General features: G+C 63.6%; 16 protein-coding genes. 15 read left to right on the top strand and 1 reads right to left on the bottom strand.

The genetic code is table 11. From position 1 onward, the window contains the following. Positions 1–4 precede the first annotated feature (4 nt). From ACMDCR_RS14800 to ACMDCR_RS14775, 6 genes are all read left to right on the top strand, one after another. Entirely contained in the window at positions 5–1,120 is a 1,116-nt protein-coding gene (locus ACMDCR_RS14800) for an ABC transporter substrate-binding protein (RefSeq protein ID WP_413993237.1), read from the top strand. 109 nt (positions 1,121–1,229) lie between these two features. Beyond that, positions 1,230–2,069, top strand: coding sequence for an ABC transporter permease (locus ACMDCR_RS14795; RefSeq protein ID WP_413993236.1), 840 nt, complete (start codon positions 1,230–1,232; stop codon positions 2,067–2,069). After that, positions 2,066–2,878: an ABC transporter permease gene (locus ACMDCR_RS14790; protein ID WP_413993235.1), complete on the top strand. Its 813-nt coding sequence runs from the start codon at positions 2,066–2,068 to the stop codon at positions 2,876–2,878. The genes ACMDCR_RS14795 and ACMDCR_RS14790 overlap by 4 nt, the downstream gene beginning before the upstream one ends. Before the next feature lie 215 nt (positions 2,879–3,093). After that, on the top strand, positions 3,094–3,861 hold the full coding sequence (locus ACMDCR_RS14785; protein ID WP_413993234.1) for a peptidase: 768 nt from the start codon (positions 3,094–3,096) through the stop codon (positions 3,859–3,861). Positions 3,862–4,068: 207 nt separating this feature from the next. Beyond that, positions 4,069–4,470 (top strand): DoxX family protein, encoded by a 402-nt coding sequence (locus ACMDCR_RS14780; protein ID WP_413993233.1) that lies wholly within the window; start codon positions 4,069–4,071, stop codon positions 4,468–4,470. 261 nt (positions 4,471–4,731) lie between these two features. Beyond that, positions 4,732–5,139, top strand: coding sequence for a DUF930 domain-containing protein (locus tag ACMDCR_RS14775; RefSeq protein WP_413993232.1), 408 nt, complete (start codon positions 4,732–4,734; stop codon positions 5,137–5,139). A 130-nt stretch (positions 5,140–5,269) separates the two neighbouring features. Here the strand turns inward: ACMDCR_RS14775 and ACMDCR_RS14770 are convergent, their stop codons facing one another. Further along, positions 5,270–5,872 carry an exopolysaccharide biosynthesis protein gene (locus tag ACMDCR_RS14770; RefSeq protein WP_413993231.1) on the bottom strand — a complete coding sequence of 201 codons (603 nt, stop codon included), beginning with the start codon at positions 5,870–5,872 and terminating at the stop codon, positions 5,270–5,272. A 348-nt stretch (positions 5,873–6,220) separates the two neighbouring features. Between ACMDCR_RS14770 and ACMDCR_RS14765 the strand changes: the two genes are divergently transcribed. The 9 genes from ACMDCR_RS14765 to ACMDCR_RS14725 all read left to right on the top strand — a co-directional run bounded on the left by ACMDCR_RS14765 (position 6,221) and on the right by ACMDCR_RS14725 (position 15,685). After that, positions 6,221–6,715, top strand: a complete 495-nt coding sequence (locus ACMDCR_RS14765; protein ID WP_413993624.1) for a (2Fe-2S)-binding protein — start codon at positions 6,221–6,223, stop codon at positions 6,713–6,715. A gap of 120 nt (positions 6,716–6,835) precedes the next feature. Beyond that, the gene (locus ACMDCR_RS14760; protein WP_413993230.1) at positions 6,836–9,205 is read left to right on the top strand and encodes a xanthine dehydrogenase family protein molybdopterin-binding subunit; all 2,370 of its coding nucleotides are present in this window, start codon (positions 6,836–6,838) and stop codon (positions 9,203–9,205) included. A 104-nt stretch (positions 9,206–9,309) separates the two neighbouring features. Further along, on the top strand, positions 9,310–10,107 hold the full coding sequence (locus tag ACMDCR_RS14755; protein ID WP_413993229.1) for an FAD binding domain-containing protein: 798 nt from the start codon (positions 9,310–9,312) through the stop codon (positions 10,105–10,107). A gap of 62 nt (positions 10,108–10,169) precedes the next feature. Then, the gene (locus ACMDCR_RS14750; protein WP_413993228.1) at positions 10,170–10,733 is read left to right on the top strand and encodes an O-acetyl-ADP-ribose deacetylase; all 564 of its coding nucleotides are present in this window, start codon (positions 10,170–10,172) and stop codon (positions 10,731–10,733) included. Between the two features lie 92 nt (positions 10,734–10,825). Next, entirely contained in the window at positions 10,826–11,749 is a 924-nt protein-coding gene (locus ACMDCR_RS14745; protein WP_413993623.1) for an AAA family ATPase, read from the top strand. Continuing rightward, positions 11,736–12,956, top strand: coding sequence for a vWA domain-containing protein (locus tag ACMDCR_RS14740; protein WP_413993227.1), 1,221 nt, complete (start codon positions 11,736–11,738; stop codon positions 12,954–12,956). The genes ACMDCR_RS14745 and ACMDCR_RS14740 overlap by 14 nt, the downstream gene beginning before the upstream one ends. 24 nt (positions 12,957–12,980) lie before the next feature. Then, positions 12,981–13,322 carry an XdhC family protein gene (locus tag ACMDCR_RS14735; protein ID WP_284316630.1) on the top strand — a complete coding sequence of 114 codons (342 nt, stop codon included), beginning with the start codon at positions 12,981–12,983 and terminating at the stop codon, positions 13,320–13,322. A gap of 3 nt (positions 13,323–13,325) precedes the next feature. Beyond that, positions 13,326–14,033, top strand: coding sequence for an XdhC family protein (locus tag ACMDCR_RS14730; RefSeq protein WP_413993226.1), 708 nt, complete (start codon positions 13,326–13,328; stop codon positions 14,031–14,033). 35 nt (positions 14,034–14,068) lie between these two features. Beyond that, positions 14,069–15,685 carry an NTP transferase domain-containing protein gene (locus tag ACMDCR_RS14725; protein WP_413993225.1) on the top strand — a complete coding sequence of 539 codons (1,617 nt, stop codon included), beginning with the start codon at positions 14,069–14,071 and terminating at the stop codon, positions 15,683–15,685. The last annotated feature ends 97 nt before the right edge of the window (positions 15,686–15,782 follow it).

Below are 15,782 nucleotides of genomic sequence, written 5' to 3'. Positions count from 1 at the left end.
GGCCATGAACGAAGCGTTCCAGAAAGACTGTCTCGAAATTCTCGCCTCCAAGGTCGAGCGCGGCGAAATCAGCCGCCGCCGTTTCGCCCAACTCGCCGCCATGGTCCTCGCCGGCGCCCCCTTCGCCCTGCGCGCCGGCCCGGCCCGCGCTGACAGCGGCCAGCTCGTCTTCGTCAATTGGGGTGGCGATGCGGTCAAGGCCTATGACCAGGCCTATGGCGTGCCCTTCCAGAAGGAAACCGGCGTTGTCGTCAAGCAGGACGGCACGGGACCGACCGAGGGCGGCATCACTGCCCAGTTCAAGAGCGGCAAGCCGACCTGGGATATCGTCGACGCCGATCCCTTTTCCGCCATATCGCTCGGCAAGCAGGGCATGATCGAGCAGATCGACTACAAGGTCGTCGACAAGTCGAAATTCCGCCCAGGCTTTGGCTGGGACTACGCCGCCTCGACCTATTTCTTCTCCTATGTGATCGCCTATGACTCCTCGAAATTCGGTGACAAGGCGCCCACCGGCATGGCCGATTTCTTCGATGTGCAGAAATTCCCGGGCAAGCGCTCACTGTACAAATGGGGCGCCGGCATGTGGGAAGCTGCCCTTCTCGCCGATGGCGTGGCTCCCGAGAAGCTCTACCCGCTCGACCTCAAGCGCGCCCACGACAAGATCGCCGCCTTCAAGGACAATATCGTCTCCTATTGGGGCGGCGGCGCCGAGAGCCAGCAGGTGCTGATGAACGGCGACGCTTCGATGGCGCTCGTGTGGTCGACCCGAGCCTCGGTCATGGAGCAGGATTCCAATGGCCAGATCAAGTTCATCTGGGACCAGGGCCTGATCTCTCCCGGCGCCATGGCGGTGATCAAGAACAATCCCGGCGGCAAGGACACGGCGATGAAGTTCATCGCCAGCTCCCAGGATCCGAAGAAGCAGCTGGTGATGTTCGACATGCTCGGCCAGGGCCCGGCGAACCCGGCGACCGACGCCCTCATCCCGGACGACAAGAAGCGGATCAACCCAGTCGATCCCGCCAATATTACAAAGCAGGTGGCGCTCGACATGAACTGGTACGCCGACAATTACGGTGCCGCGCTGGATGCCTATACCAAGATCATCTCGGCGTGATCACTGCGGGTGCACGGGCATCTTGGCCGTTCTTGAGCAGCCGCGCCCGCGGTAGCGGAAGAACGGGCAAGGTGCTCGTGCACTCGAAGTTTCTCGATTGAGGCAACGTGTGCCAAAGCCCACCACGGTCTTCTCCTTCCTTGCCCTCACCGGCCCGCTGCTGGCCTTCCTGACGCTCGTCTACATTATTCCCTTCCTGGGCGTGGCGGAGTGGAGCGTCACCTTGCCCTCACCGGGCCTGGACCAGTATGGCCGCCTGGCAGGCGATCCCCTCGTCCTCTCCGTGTTCGTGCGCACCTTTCGCATCTGCGCCACCGTGACGGTGCTGACCGTTATCGCCGCCTATATGATTGCCTATGTCTGGGTGCGCGGCACGCCACTGCAGCAGCGCATCGCGGAACTGTGCATCCTCATCCCCTTCTGGATCTCGGTGCTTACACGTGCTTTCGGCTGGCTGGCACTGCTCTCCAGTCGCGGCCTGATCAACAGTTGGCTGCAGAGTCTGGGCTTCATCAGCGAACCGCTGACGCTGGTGCGCAACGAATTCGGCGTCATCGTCGGCATGACGCATTTCCTTATTCCCTTTGCGGTCTTCCCGCTGGCCTCCGCCATGCGAAGCCTGGATGAACGCGTCTTCCTGGCCGCCCGCGGCATGGGCGCCGGCGCCACCCGCATCTTCTGGTCGGTCTTCGTGCCGATGACTTTTTCCGGCATTATCGGCGCTACGCTGATCGTCTTCGTCTTCGCCCTCGGCTTCTTCGTGACGCCGGCGATCCTTGGTGGCGGGCGCTCGATCATGGCGGCTGAGCTTATTTATCTGCGCATGTTCCAGAGCCCCGACTGGGGCCTCGGCGCCGCCATCAGCGTCACCTTGGTCGTGATCGTCGCCGGCCTGATGGGCCTGCTCTTCCGCTATGCCCGCCTCGGCGACACGGGGATCTCGCGATGACGGCACACCGGCCCGGCCTGATCGCCCTCACCGCCGCAGTTCTCGTGGCCGTGTTCCTGCTGATGCCTCTGCTCGCCGTCGTGCCGGTGTCGTTCACGCCGGCTCGCTATCTCTCCATGCCCAACGGCCATTATTCGCTGGTGCACTACCAGCAACTCTTCACCAATCCCGACTGGGGCAATTCCATCTTGCTCAGCATTCGCATCGGCGTGGTCTCGAGCGTCATCGCGACCACGCTGGCGACTTTGTTCGCCCTGGGCATCTGGATGTTCCGCCCGCGTTTCACGGCCGCGATCGTCGGATTCGTGCTGCTTCCGATGATCGTGCCGCCCGTGGTTTCGGCGATGACGCTCTATTTCCTGCTCACGGCTCTGTCGCAGGTGAGCAATCTCGTCGGCTACGACACCTGGCTCGGCGTGGCGCTCGCCCATGTGGTGATGATCGTGCCCTTCTGCGTGGTGCTGATCCTGGTCGCGCTCAGCCAGGTCGACCGGCGCATCGATCTCGCCGCCCGCGGCATGGGCGCGACCGTCTGGCAACGCGCCACGAAAATCGTCCTGCCCAACATCAAGTTCGGCCTGCTGACGGCAGCCATGCTCTCCTTCGTCCTGTCCTGGGAGGAGATCGGCGTCACGCTGTTCATCACCAGCGTCAACGCCATCACCCTGCCGCGCCTGATGTGGAGCGGCGTGCGGGACAATATCGATCCGGCCATTGCCTCGATCTCGGTGGTGCTCATCACGCTGACCACGCTCATCCTGATAATCCGCATGATCTATTCAAGCGTCCGGGCTCGACAGGGGCATTGAGCCGCTCCCGTCCTGCAACCAACAACGCACCTTGGATATTCCGCCGTCCTGCGCCATTTGCCGGTTTGCGCCCTTCGAATCTTGTTCTATGGGATGGCCGCCGCGCATGAGTGCTCTATCCCGGCTCGGTTTCACGCCGTGTCGCCCTTCGGCGGGCTTAAGGTGGCGGAATTCATGGTGGCGGGGTTTATAGTGGCGGGCTTGGAGTTAAGTCGATGACCTATTGCGTGGGAATTTCGGTTCGCGAGGGCCTGGTGATGATCGCCGACACCCGCACCAATGCCGGCATCGACAATATCGCGACGTTCCGCAAGCTGCATGTCATCGAGGAACCGGGCGAGCGCATCATGGTCGTGTGCACCTCCGGCAACCTCTCCGTCAGCCAGGCGGTGCTCAACTATCTGCAGGAAGGCATCGAGAACCCCGACACGGGCGCGCTCGATACGCTGCTGACCATGCCGAGCATGTTCAAGGCCGCGCAGCTGATCGGCCGCGCCATCCGCACCGTCTACGCCACGGACGGCAAGAGCCTGGAGGAGCATAATGGCCGCTTCGACGTTGCCCTCCTGTTCGGCGGACAGATCAAGGGCGGGAAGATGCGCCTTTTCATGATCTATTCCGCCGGCAACTTCATCGAGGTGACCGTCGACACGCCCTATCTGCAGATCGGCGAGCATAAATATGGCAAGCCGATCCTCGATCGCGCGGTCAACTACAATACCGATATCGGTGACGCCCTGAAGGTGGGCTTGATCTCGATGGATTCGACCATGCGCTCGAATCTCGGCGTCGGCATGCCGATCGACATCCTTGTGGCGCGGCGCGACGCGTTCAAGGCCGAGATCAACCACCGCATCGAGCCGGGCGAACCCTATTACCACGACCTGCGCGAACGCTGGTCCGCGGCTCTGCGCGCCGCCCATATCGCCATCCCACGCCCGCCTTATGCCACGGGAAAGAGCGGCGTCTTGGACGTGGAGTGAGAGATCCTGGGACCGCAGGCATCCTTGCCTGTTTCTTGGAAATGACAACGCCCCAAGCAAAGGAAGAGGCAGGCAAGGATGCCTGCGATCCCAGGGAAGGCACACTGTTTCGTGATCGGATGTGATCCCGAACCGGACCCACCTTGTCTGGCGCAAGGCGGCTTGTCCCACTATCCCGACATGCAACCACAACACCAAGAGTTACCCATGCCGCAATCATCTTCGGAAACAGGGCTGCACCTGCATGCTCCCACCATCCTCTCCGTGCTGCGCGTCGTTGTCGGCCTGGCCTTCATGGAGCATGGCACCCAGAAACTCTTCGGCTTTCCTGCCGGCGATCACGTGATCGCGGCCTTTAGCCTGTTGTGGTTTGCGGGCGCGCTTGAAGCGCTTGGCGGGCTCCTGATCGCGCTAGGCCTGTTTACCCGTCCCGTGGCCTTCATCCTGTCGGGCGAAATGGCCTTCGCCTATTTCATGGCTCACTTTCCCAGGTCGTTCTTCCCCGCCCTGAACGGAGGCGACGCCGCGATCCTGTACTGCTTCTTCTTCCTCTATCTGGTCTTCGCCGGCCCTGGTCCTTACAGCGTGGACGCAGCACGCGAGGGTTGAACACGCACAAAGACGTAGGCTCACGCACGCCCTTCCCATGGCGGCCTCTCCCTAATATCAGATCGACAATATCAAAGCCTGACATTAGGTTGCGCGGCAGAATCGGTCCCGGGGACCGGCTCTGCTCTGATCTTGCCGGGAGCGCATAAGCCTCCATCGGGATTAAGGCGCAATTCAAGGGTAGATCGAGGCTGTCGGGGTTATCGGCCGCTTGGGATCCATGGCGCCAAGAGCGATGTTGTTGTTTGCCGGACTGGATGAATGAAAAGAATACTGGTTTCGATTGCCCTGTTGGCCGTTGCTGTCTCCCCCGTCCTCGCTCGTCAGACCAATCGGCAAAGCAAGACCGAAGCCGGCCTAGCCAAGCTCGCGCCATCGGACCGCTTCCAGCAGGTCTGCGACATCGAGCTGATGGAGCGCCTGCGTCGGGCGGGACAGCCCTACAACAAGCCGGACAGCGTCATCGCCTATGCCCTGGGCGACCCCGCCATTTCAGGCGACGTGCTGAAGGGCGATGGCGGCGCCTTTCGCAGTGGCGGCATGTGGTATCAATATTCCTTCACCTGCTCGGCCACGCCCGACCGCATGAAGGTGATCTCGCTGGACTACAAGGTCGGCCAGGCCGTGCCGCGTGACGAATGGGACGCACACGGGCTGTCGATCCATTGAGAAAGACGCCTGACGAGCAGCAGATTCGGGCCGGAACGGTCTTGCCGGGACCAGCAATACGCCTTGGTCCGGAGCGGGATCGCGGCCGCTTCCCCTTGCCTGACCGCTCGCGAAGTGCCCGGTGTGCTGCTCAGAAGATCGCCAGCGCGCCCTGGAAAATCAGGTAGCCGAGGCCGGCGGTGATCAGCAGGCCGAGGCTCGTGGCAACATAGCCGGCCAGGATCACCGCGCCATCCCGCTCCACCAGGCCGAGGCCGAGAATGCAGATCGGGATGCCAAGCGGAATATTGCCGATGATCGGGATCGGCAGGAGCAGCGCCAGGCCGAGAATCAGCCCGACGATGCCGACGATGCGCCGCGAGCGGGCATCGGCGAAGACGGACAAGCGGGGCTTGGCGAAGCGCTCCACCCATTGGATCCAGGGTTCAGCCTTGGTGACGATGCGCTGCAGATCCTTGCGGGCAAAGCTGCGCCGCGCCAGGAATTGCGGCAGCCAGAGATTGTCCCGCCCCATCACCATCTGCGCCGCGATGAGCGCCACGATGATACCGCAGATGACCGGAATGCCGGGCGGCATGGGCAGGCAATTGGGAATGCCGAACAGCAGGAAGAGGATGCCGAAGGCGCGGTTCCGCATAGCGACCGTAAGGTCACCGAAATAGATGCGCTCCTCCCCCTCCGCCGACGCGATCGCCGCAAGAAGTTCGGAGGTTCGGGGGGTACGTGGTTCCAAAATGGGCAAACTCAAGGCTTCGTTGGCGCGCTTATAGTCAAACTCTACGACAATTTCGAGATGATTATGGGAATGGCTACCATTCCCGCGTGTCAGGACCGTGATTTCAGGCAGATGTTGCGCATTTGCCGCACCGGCTTTCGGCTGCAGCCAAAGTTCCCCAAAATGGCTGAAAAAGCCGCGAAATCGCACCCCATCTTTTCGAGCTTGTCACTTGACCGCCTAAAAACCGGGGTCCAGACTGGAATCATTCCGATCTGCTTTATGAGAGTCTCTCGTTCCGCAGGCCCAATGACGGGTACGGGACACCAGAAGGGACAACAGGTCGCGAACCGGTTGGAGGACCCTATGGCTTCCGTGTCGCTTCTCGTCAACGGACGAGAGATTACGGCTGATATCGATCCACGTACTTTATTGGTTGAGTTCCTGCGTGAGCATCTCAGGCTCACCGGCACGCATGTCGGCTGCGATACAAGCCAGTGCGGCGCCTGTGTGGTGCATATGGACGGCAAGGCCGTCAAATCCTGCACCACTCTCGCCGTCCAGGCCTCGGGCAGCGCGGTGACCACCATCGAAGGCCTGGCCAACAACGGCCAACTTCATCCCATGCAGGAAGCCTTCCGCGACAATCACGGCTTGCAATGCGGGTTCTGCACCCCCGGCATGATCATGACCGCCGTTGATATGGTGAACCGTCTTGGCGGGGAGCTTGAAGAGGCGACCATCCGACATGAGCTGGAAGGCAATATCTGCCGCTGCACCGGCTACCACAACATCGTCAAATCCGTCGCGGCCGGCGCCAAGGCCATGACAGGAAGCGGGATGCAACAGGCGGCCGAGTAAGCCGCCCTCTTCTGTTGGGTTCCCGCTCGTTTCTTCGGCGAAGCGCGCTTTGCCGACGACATTAAGGCCGCCGATGAAGCGGCTTCGTCCTGTCAACAACGACGATGTGGAGAGAACGCTATGACCGCCACGGGCGTGGGCGCACCGGTGCGCCGCAAGGAAGATTTCCGTTTCATTACCGGCAAGGGCAATTACACCGCCGACATCAACCGCGCAGGCCAGGCCTATGCCTATTTCCTGCGCTCGCCACACGCGCATGCTGCCATCAAGTCCATCGACATCGCAGCGGCTCGCAAGCTGCCCGGGGTTATCGAGGTCCTCACGGGCGAGGATCTCGCCGAGGACAAGATCGGCGGCCTGATCTGCGGCTGGATGATCCATTCCAAGGACGGTTCGCCGATGAGGGCCGGCGGCCATCCGGCGCTCGCCCAAGGCAAGGTACGCTATGTCGGCGACCATGTCGCGGTAGTGCTGGCCGAGACCCTGGCGCAGGCCAAGGACGGCGCCGAGGCGATCAACATCGCCTATGAAGTTCTGCCCGCCAGCGCCGATACCGCCAGGACGCAGGCCAAGGGCGCTCCTCAGGTGCACGCCGAAGCCGAGGACAATACTGTCTTCCGCTGGCATCTCGGCGAGAAAGAGCCAACGGACGCCGCCTTCAAGGCGGCCAAGCACATCACCAGGCTGGAAATCGTCAACAACCGGCTGGTGCCCAATGCCATCGAACCACGTGCGGCCATCGGCGACTATGACTCAGGCACCGAGACCTATACGCTCTACACCACCTCACAGAACCCGCATGTGGCGAGGCTGGTGCTCTCCGCCTTCGTCGGTATTGCGCCCGAGCATAAATTGCGCGTGATCGCCCCGGATGTCGGCGGTGGTTTCGGCTCGAAGATCTTCATCTACGCCGAGGAGACGATCTGCGTCTGGGCAGCCAAGCGCATCAGCCGGCCGGTGAAGTGGACAGGCGACCGCTCGGAAGCCTTCCTCGCCGACGCCCATGGCCGCGACCACGTCACCACGGCGGAGCTCGCCGTAGATGCAAACAACAAGATCACCGGGCTTCGCGTCCACACCATCGCCAATCTCGGCGCCTATCTCTCCACCTTTTCCTCCTGTGTGCCGACCTATCTCTACGCACCTCTCCTTTCGGGCCAGTACGACATCCCCGCGATCTACGCCGAGGTCGACGGCGTCTACACCAATACCGCACCCGTCGATGCCTATCGCGGCGCCGGGCGGCCGGAGGCCACCTATGTGGTCGAGCGTCTGATTGAGGTCGCCGCCCGCGAACTCGGCCTGGATCCGGCCAAGTTCCGCAAGAAGAACTTCGTCAGATCCTTCCCGCACCAGACGCCGGTGATCATGATGTATGACGCCGGCGACTATAATGCCGCGCTCGACAAGGCGATGGAGATGCACGACGTCAAGGGCTTCGGCGCCCGCCGCCGTGCCTCCGAACGTGCCGGCAAGCTCAGGGGCTTGGGCTACTCGGCCTATATCGAGGCCTGCGGCATCGCGCCCTCGGCGGCCGTCGGCTCGCTCGGCGCCGGCGTGGGCCTGTGGGAATCGGCGGAGGTGCGCGTCAACCCGGTCGGCACGGTGGAAGTGCTGACCGGGTCGCACAGCCACGGCCAGGGCCATGAGACCACCTTCGCCCAACTCGTCTCCGACCGGCTCGGCATTCCCATCGACTCCGTCTCGGTGGTGCATGGCGACACCGACAAGGTGCAGTTCGGCATGGGCACCTACGGCTCGCGCTCCGGTGCGGTCGGCATGTCAGCCATCGTCAAGGCGGTCGACAAGATCATCGCCAAGGGCAAGAAGGTCGCCTCCTATGTGCTCGAAGCCTCCGAAGGCGATATCGAGTTCAAGGACGGGCGCTTCTCGGTGGCCGGTACCGACAAGGGCCTCGCCTTTGGGGAAGTCGCCCTGCAGGCCTATATCGCCCATAAGTTCTCGGGCCAGGACCTCGAGCCGGGGCTCAAGGAAGGCGCCTTCTACGATCCGACCAACTTCACCTTCCCGGCCGGCGTCCATATCTGCGAGGTGGAGATCGATCCGGAGACCGGCGTCACGAGCATCGACCGCTGGACGGCGGTGGACGATTTCGGCGAACTCATCAACCCGATGATCGTCGAGGGCCAGGTGCATGGCGGCATCGCGCAGGGCGTCGGGCAGGCCCTGCTCGAGGGCGCGATCTATGACAAGGATGGCCAGCTCCTGACGGCATCCTACATGGATTACTGCATGCCGCGCGCCGACAATCTGCCCTCCTTCAACGTCGGCGTCACCAAGACCGTCTGCCCCTCCAATCCCCTTGGTATCAAGGGCTGCGGCGAGGCCGGCGCGATCGCAGCCCCGCCTGCGGTGATGAACGCCATCACCGATGCTATCGGCCTGGAGGACATACCGATGCCGGCCTCGCCGCAAGTGGTGTGGCAGGCCGCGCAGCGCGCCGCGAAGATGAAGAAGGCGGCGGAATGATGAAGTGGCGGTCTCCGACCGCCATCGATCTTTCCGCAGACATCGCGTTTCCAAGATGGCGGTCGGAGACCGCCACTCCAATTTCCTCCCTCAGGAGATGATCCATGTATCCCTTTACCTATCAGCGCCCCACCTCCGTACGTGGGGCCGTCGCCGCCCTCTCCAAGGCGGAAGAGGGCAAATTGCTCGCCGGCGGCCACACGCTGCTGCCGACCATGAAGCTGCGCCTTGCGAGCCCCTCCACACTGATCGACCTCACCAGGATCGAAGCCCTGCGTGGCATCGAGGTGAAGGGCCGCAATCTCGTGATCGGCGCCACCACCACGCATGCCGAGGTGGCCACCAGCGCGGCGGTGGGAGAGGCGATCCCTGCACTCGCGGCCCTCGCCGGCCTGATCGGTGATCCCGCCGTGCGCAGCAGAGGCACCATCGGCGGCTCGATCGCCAACAATGACCCGGCGGCTGACTATCCCGCGGCGGCCCTCGCCCTCGGCGCGACCATCATCACCAACAAGCGTAAGATCCCGGCGGACGAGTTCTTCACCGGCCTGTTCGACACGGCGCTTGAGGAGGGAGAGATCATCACCAAGGTCTCCTTCCCCATTCCGGCGAAGGCGGCCTATGAGAAGTTCCCCAACCCCGCCTCGCGCTACGCCTTGGTCGGCGTCTTCGTCGCCAAGAAAGGCAGTGCCGTGCGCGTAGCCGTCACTGGCGCGGGCTCGGACGGGGTGTTCCGCCACACCAAGGCCGAAGAGGCGCTGGCGACCCGCTTCCATGCCAAATCGCTCGAAGGCGTGACGCTCTCGCCCAAGGGCCTCAACGGCGACATCCATGCCAGCGCCGAATATCGCGCCCACCTGATCGGCGTGCTCGCCAAGCGGGCGGTTGCAGCGGCGAAGTGAATGCCGATAATTGAGAACGGGAGCCGCCCGGGCGGCTTTCGTCCTTGATATGGAATGAGATCATGGCCGATCCCCCTGTCGAGTTTTCCGCGCAATTGCCCAATGCCCGGCTCGACGTCGTAGTCGCCAACATCACCACGCTCAAAGTGGACGCAATCGTCAACGCCGCCAACACCTCGCTGCTGGGTGGTGGCGGTGTCGACGGTGCCATCCATCGCGCCGCCGGGCCGGACCTCCTAGCGGAGTGCCGTACGCTGAACGGCTGCAAGGTGGGCGAAGCCAAGATCACCGGGGGATACAGGCTGCCGGCAAAGCATGTGATCCACACGGTCGGCCCCGTGTGGAATGGCGGTGCCGCGGGCGAACCCGACAAGCTGCGATCCTGCTATCGCAACAGCCTTGAGCTCGCGGCCGCCAATGCCATCGGCTCAATTGCGTTCCCGGCCATCTCGACGGGCATCTACCGCTTCCCGCCGGATCTGGCCGCCGACATCGCGCTCGCCACGGTGGTCGAGACCTTGCCTACTTTGGCCAGGGCGCCTTCACAGATCATCTTCTGCTGCTTCGATGCCGCGACGGCGGCGTATTACCGCCAGAGTTTCGAGAAAGCGAATTTGGAGATTTAGGTCGCCTCTGTCGTCTGCCGCGATGGAAGCGTGCCAGAAGGTTTTGCTTCGCCCCCGCCTGACTCGTCCTATAGTGGCGGGAGCTTCAGGAGATTGAATTGCCGTCTTCCTTGCCCACTTCGATCGACGATACCGCCACCTTGCTCTCCAGCGCCGATTATGTAGCCGGACGGGATCTCTCCACGGTCCTGTTCCTGGCTCTACGCATGGGCCGCCCTCTTTTCCTCGAGGGCGAGGCCGGTGTCGGCAAGACGGAGATCGCCAAGGTGCTCTCCTCGACGCTGAACCGGCCGCTGATACGCCTGCAGTGCTATGAGGGCCTCGACATTTCCTCCGCCGTCTATGAATGGAACACCATGGCGCAGATGGTGGAGATCCGCCTCGCCGAGGCCAGCGGCGGCGTCGACCGGGCGGCGCTCGGATCCGACCTCTTTTCCGAGCGCTTCCTCATCGCGCGCCCCATCCTCGAAGCAGTGCGCCCGCAGGCTGGCGGCGCGCCCGTCCTGCTGATCGATGAGCTCGACCGCACAGATGAAGCCTTCGAGGCCTATCTCCTGGAAGTGCTCTCGGATTTCCAGGTCACCATCCCTGAATTCGGCACGGTAAAGGCAGCCTCGCCGCCCATCGTCATCATCACCTCCAACCGCACGCGCGAGATCCATGACGCGCTGAAGCGGCGCTGCCTCTATCACTGGGTCGACTATCCCAGCGCCGAGAACGAACTCGAGATCCTGCGCCGCAAGGTGCCGCATGTGCCGGCCAAGCTCTCTCGCGAGGTCATCGGTTTCGTGCAGGCTTTGCGTCGAGAGGACCTGTTCAAGGCGCCCGGCGTCGCCGAGATGCTGGACTGGGCCACGGCCCTCACCGAGCTCGACGCTGTCGCCCTCGATCCGGCCCTGGTTTCCGACACGCTCGGCGTGCTCCTGAAATACCAGGACGACATCGCCCGCCTGACCGGCAGCCAGGCCAAGCGGCTGCTCGATGGCGTGAAGGCCAGCAGCAATGCCGCCGCGTGAGTCGCCCGCCATTATCCCCGGCAAGCTCGCCGACAACATCGCCTATTTCGCGAGGCTTCTGCGCGATGCCGGCCTGCCGGTCGGCCCCGCCTCGGTGCTCGATGCCATCAGGGCGGTGGAGGCCGTGGGGCTCGGGGGCAAGCAGGATTTCTACTGGACGCTGCACAGCGTGCTCGTCACCCGGCACGAACAGTCGATCCTGTTTCATCAGGCCTTCGAGATGTTCTGGCGCCAGCGCGCACTCACCGAAAAGCTCATCGCCATGATGTCTCCCCAGGCCATCGCGGCCAGGGAACCGCCCAAGCCCAAGGCGGGCGCCCAGCGCGTCAACGATGCCTTCTACAGGGAGCCGCCGCGCGAGGTCGAGGAAAGGCAGCTTGTCGAGTTCGACGCCCGGTTGACGATGTCGGAGCGCGAGATCCTCAAGCAGCGCGATTTCGCCCAGATGACGGCGGCCGAAATCGCGGCGGCCAAACGCGAGATCGCGCAACTGCGCCTGCCCTACGACAACGTGCCGACGCGCCGCCTCGTCGCCGGTGGCAGCGAAGTGATTGACCTGCGCCGCACCCTGCGCGCCGCAATGCGCAGCGGCGGCAATCTCGTCAACATCGCCTATCGCCAGGTGGGCGAGAAGCATCCGCCCATCGTGGCGCTTTGTGATATCTCCGGCTCGATGGCCGACTATTCGCGTCTATTCCTGCATTTTCTGCATGCGATCTCGGAAAAAGGCCGGCGCGTGCATGGCTTCGTCTTCGCCACGCGCCTCACCAACATCACCCGCGCGCTGCGCACACGCGACCCCGACGAGGCGCTGGAGCAGGCTTCCAAGGCGGTGAAGGATTGGGACGGCGGCACGCGAATCGCCCATTGCCTCGAACGCTTCAACAAGGACTGGTCGCGCCGCGTGCTCGGCCAGGGCGCGCTGGTGCTGCTGATCACCGATGGGCTGGAGCGTCAGGTCGATGACGGCCTCGCTGGGGAGATGGACCGCCTGCATCGCTCCTGCCGGCGCCTGATCTGGCTCAACCCCTTGCTGCGCTTCGACGCCTTCGAAGCCCGCGCCGCCGGCATCAAGGCGATGCTGCCGCATGTTGACGAATTCAGGACCATTCACAATCTCAAGAGCATGGGCGATCTGGTCAAGGCACTGGACCGCAAGGCGGACGCCTCCGCGGACCCGCGCATGTGGCTGAAGAAGGTCGGCTAAGTCTTTTATTTGAGGAGAATTTTCATGAGTGATACTGCAGCAAACCTGGCATCCGATGCCGATATCCTCGCCTCTGCCCAGCATTGGCGCGAACAGGGCAAGGGCGTTGCCATCGCCACCGTGGTGGAAACGTGGGGCTCGGCGCCGCGCCCCACCGGCTCCAATCTCGTGATCGACGAAGACGGCAATTTCCTCGGTTCCGTTTCGGGCGGCTGCGTCGAGGGCGCCGTGGTCACCGAGGCGCTCGACGTCATCCAGGAAGGCAAGCCGAAGATGCTCGAATTCGGCGTGGCCGACGAGACAGCCTGGCGCGTCGGCCTTTCCTGCGGCGGCACCATCCGCGTCTATGTCGAAAAGTTGGATTGACCGATGAAGCTCGCCACGCTCCAGGCGCTCAACCTGGCCCGCACCCAGCGCAAGGCCGCCGCGCTCGTCACCGTTCTCGATAGCGGCGAGGAACGCCTGGTCAGCGAGGCCGACGTCGCCCGTGATCCGCTTGCCACCGCCCTCGCCGAGCAACTGCGTAAAGGCAAGTCGGCGACGGTGGAACAGGACGGCAAGCGCTACTTCATCACCGTGCATGTACCGCCGGTGCGGCTGGTGATGATCGGGGCCGTGCATATCAGCCAGGCGCTCGTACCGCTCGCCCGCCTGCTGGACCACGAACCGATCGTCGTCGATCCCCGCACTGCCTTCGCCTCTCCGGAGCGCTTTCCGGAAGTGCAGCTGATCGCCGAATGGCCAGATGTCGCCCTGCCGCCGCTCGGCATCGACCGCTACACGGCCTTCGTCGCCCTGACCCACGATCCCAAGATCGACGACCCCGCGTTGATGCACGCCCTGGAGCGAGACTGCTTCTATGTCGGGGCGCTGGGCTCCCGCAAAACCCACGCGCGCCGCCTCGAAAGGCTGCGCGAGGCCGGCGTGGGCGACAACACGCTTTCGCGTATCCACGCCCCGATCGGGCTCGACATTGGCGCAATCAGCCCATCCGAGATCGCTGTTTCCATTATTGCCGAGATCACGGCCGCGCTCAGGCTCGAAAGCGGCGAGAAAAAGCCGAGGCCGATCGCCTGATCTGTCAGCCTTTACTCCAAACCGATTGTAATTGAATGTTTTTTGGCGAAATCGCAATTGACGATGCCATGGGTGGCGTGGCGGTTCACTCCATCCGCAAGGGTAGTCTCGTCCTCAAGAAGGGCACCCTGATCAGGGCAGCCGAGGTGGCAGCGTTGCGCCGCGAGGGCGTCGGGACCATCGTGATCGCCCGCCTCGACAAGGATGACGTCGGCGAAGACATGGCCGCGGCCCGTATCGCCCAGGCGATCAAGGGGCCGGCTGTCCGGGTGGAAGATCCTTTCACCGGCCGCGCCAACCTGTTTGCCGAGCAGACCGGGGTCCTCGTGCTCGACCGGGCGCGCATCGATGCCGTCAATGAGGTGGACGAGAGCATCACATTCGCCACCCTTCCGGCATTCGCAGCCGTCAAGGCCGGCGAGATGATCGGCACCGTCAAGATCATTCCCTTTGCGGTCGACAAGGCGGTGCTCGATCGCGCGCTCGCCATCCTCGAACAGCCTGCGATCCGTGTCGCGCCCTTCCGACCCTTGCGTATCGCAGCGATCTCCACTCTCCTGCCCGGCCTGAAGGACAGCGTCGTCGGCAAGACCCTGCAGGTGCTCCAGGATCGCCTGGCCCCTTCCAAGGCCTCGATCGTCGCGGACGAGCGTGTGCAGCATCAGGCGGATGCCCTTGCCGCGGCGCTGGACAAGGTTGCCAAGGCGGGGGTCGATCTCGCCATCATCTTCGGTGCCTCGGCGATCGCCGACCGGCGGGATGTCATTCCCATGGCGATCGAGAATGCCGGCGGCGCCATCAGGCATTTCGGCATGCCCGTCGATCCCGGCAACCTGCTGCTCCTCGGCGAACTCGGCGCCATGTCGGTCCTTGGCGCGCCAGGCTGCGCCCGTTCCCCCAAGGAGAACGGCTTCGACTGGATTCTCAATAGGCTGCTCGCCGGTGTTCCCGTCACCAAGGCCGATATCATCGGCCTCGGCGTCGGCGGCCTGCTGATGGAGATCGTCAGCCGCCCGCAACCCCGCGCCGGCGGTGAGGAGGAGAACGATAATCCCCCGCAGGTGGCGGCCGTCATCCTGGCAGGCGGGCGTTCCACCCGCATGGGCGGCCCCAACAAACTGCTGCAGGATTATCGCGGCAAGCCGCTCGTCCGCCACGCAGTTGAGGCGACCCTTGCCTCAAAGGCGCGCTCGGTCACCGTCGTCACCGGCCATCAGGCGGAGGCGGTGCGAGCGGCCCTCGCCGGGCTGCCGGTCACCTTCGCGCACAATCCTCACTTTGCCGAAGGAATCGCCACCTCGGTGCGGACTGGTATCGCAGCCCTGCCGGCTGATTGCGACGCGGCCTTGATCGGCCTCGGCGACATGCCCCTCGTCGGCGCGCCCCTGCTCGATCGGCTGATCGAGGCCTTCGAACCGCGGAAGGGCGCCCACATCGTCCTTCCGGTCACGGGTGGCCAGAGGGGCAATCCGGTCCTGTGGTCGCGACGCTTCTTCGGTGAGTTGCAGACCCTGCAGGGCGACTCGGGAGGCCGCCAGATTCTGAAGGCGAATGCCGACGCCGTGGCCGAGGTTGCAGTTTCTTCGGCCGAAGCGAGCTTCGATGTCGATACACCCGAGGCCTTGGCGGATCTGCGACAGGGATGGCAATAGCCGATTGTTGCGCGAAAGGAACCGGGAACTATGGGCCCAGCGCCTCGTGCGCAATTTTGCAGCAACTTTCTTTCCGCTAAGGAAAGAGAGTAAGGTC

It is taken from the genome of Labrys okinawensis (genome assembly GCF_047345005.1).
Taxonomy (GTDB): domain Bacteria; phylum Pseudomonadota; class Alphaproteobacteria; order Rhizobiales; family Labraceae; genus Labrys; species Labrys okinawensis.
This window is presented reverse-complemented; position numbering and strand designations above follow the sequence as displayed.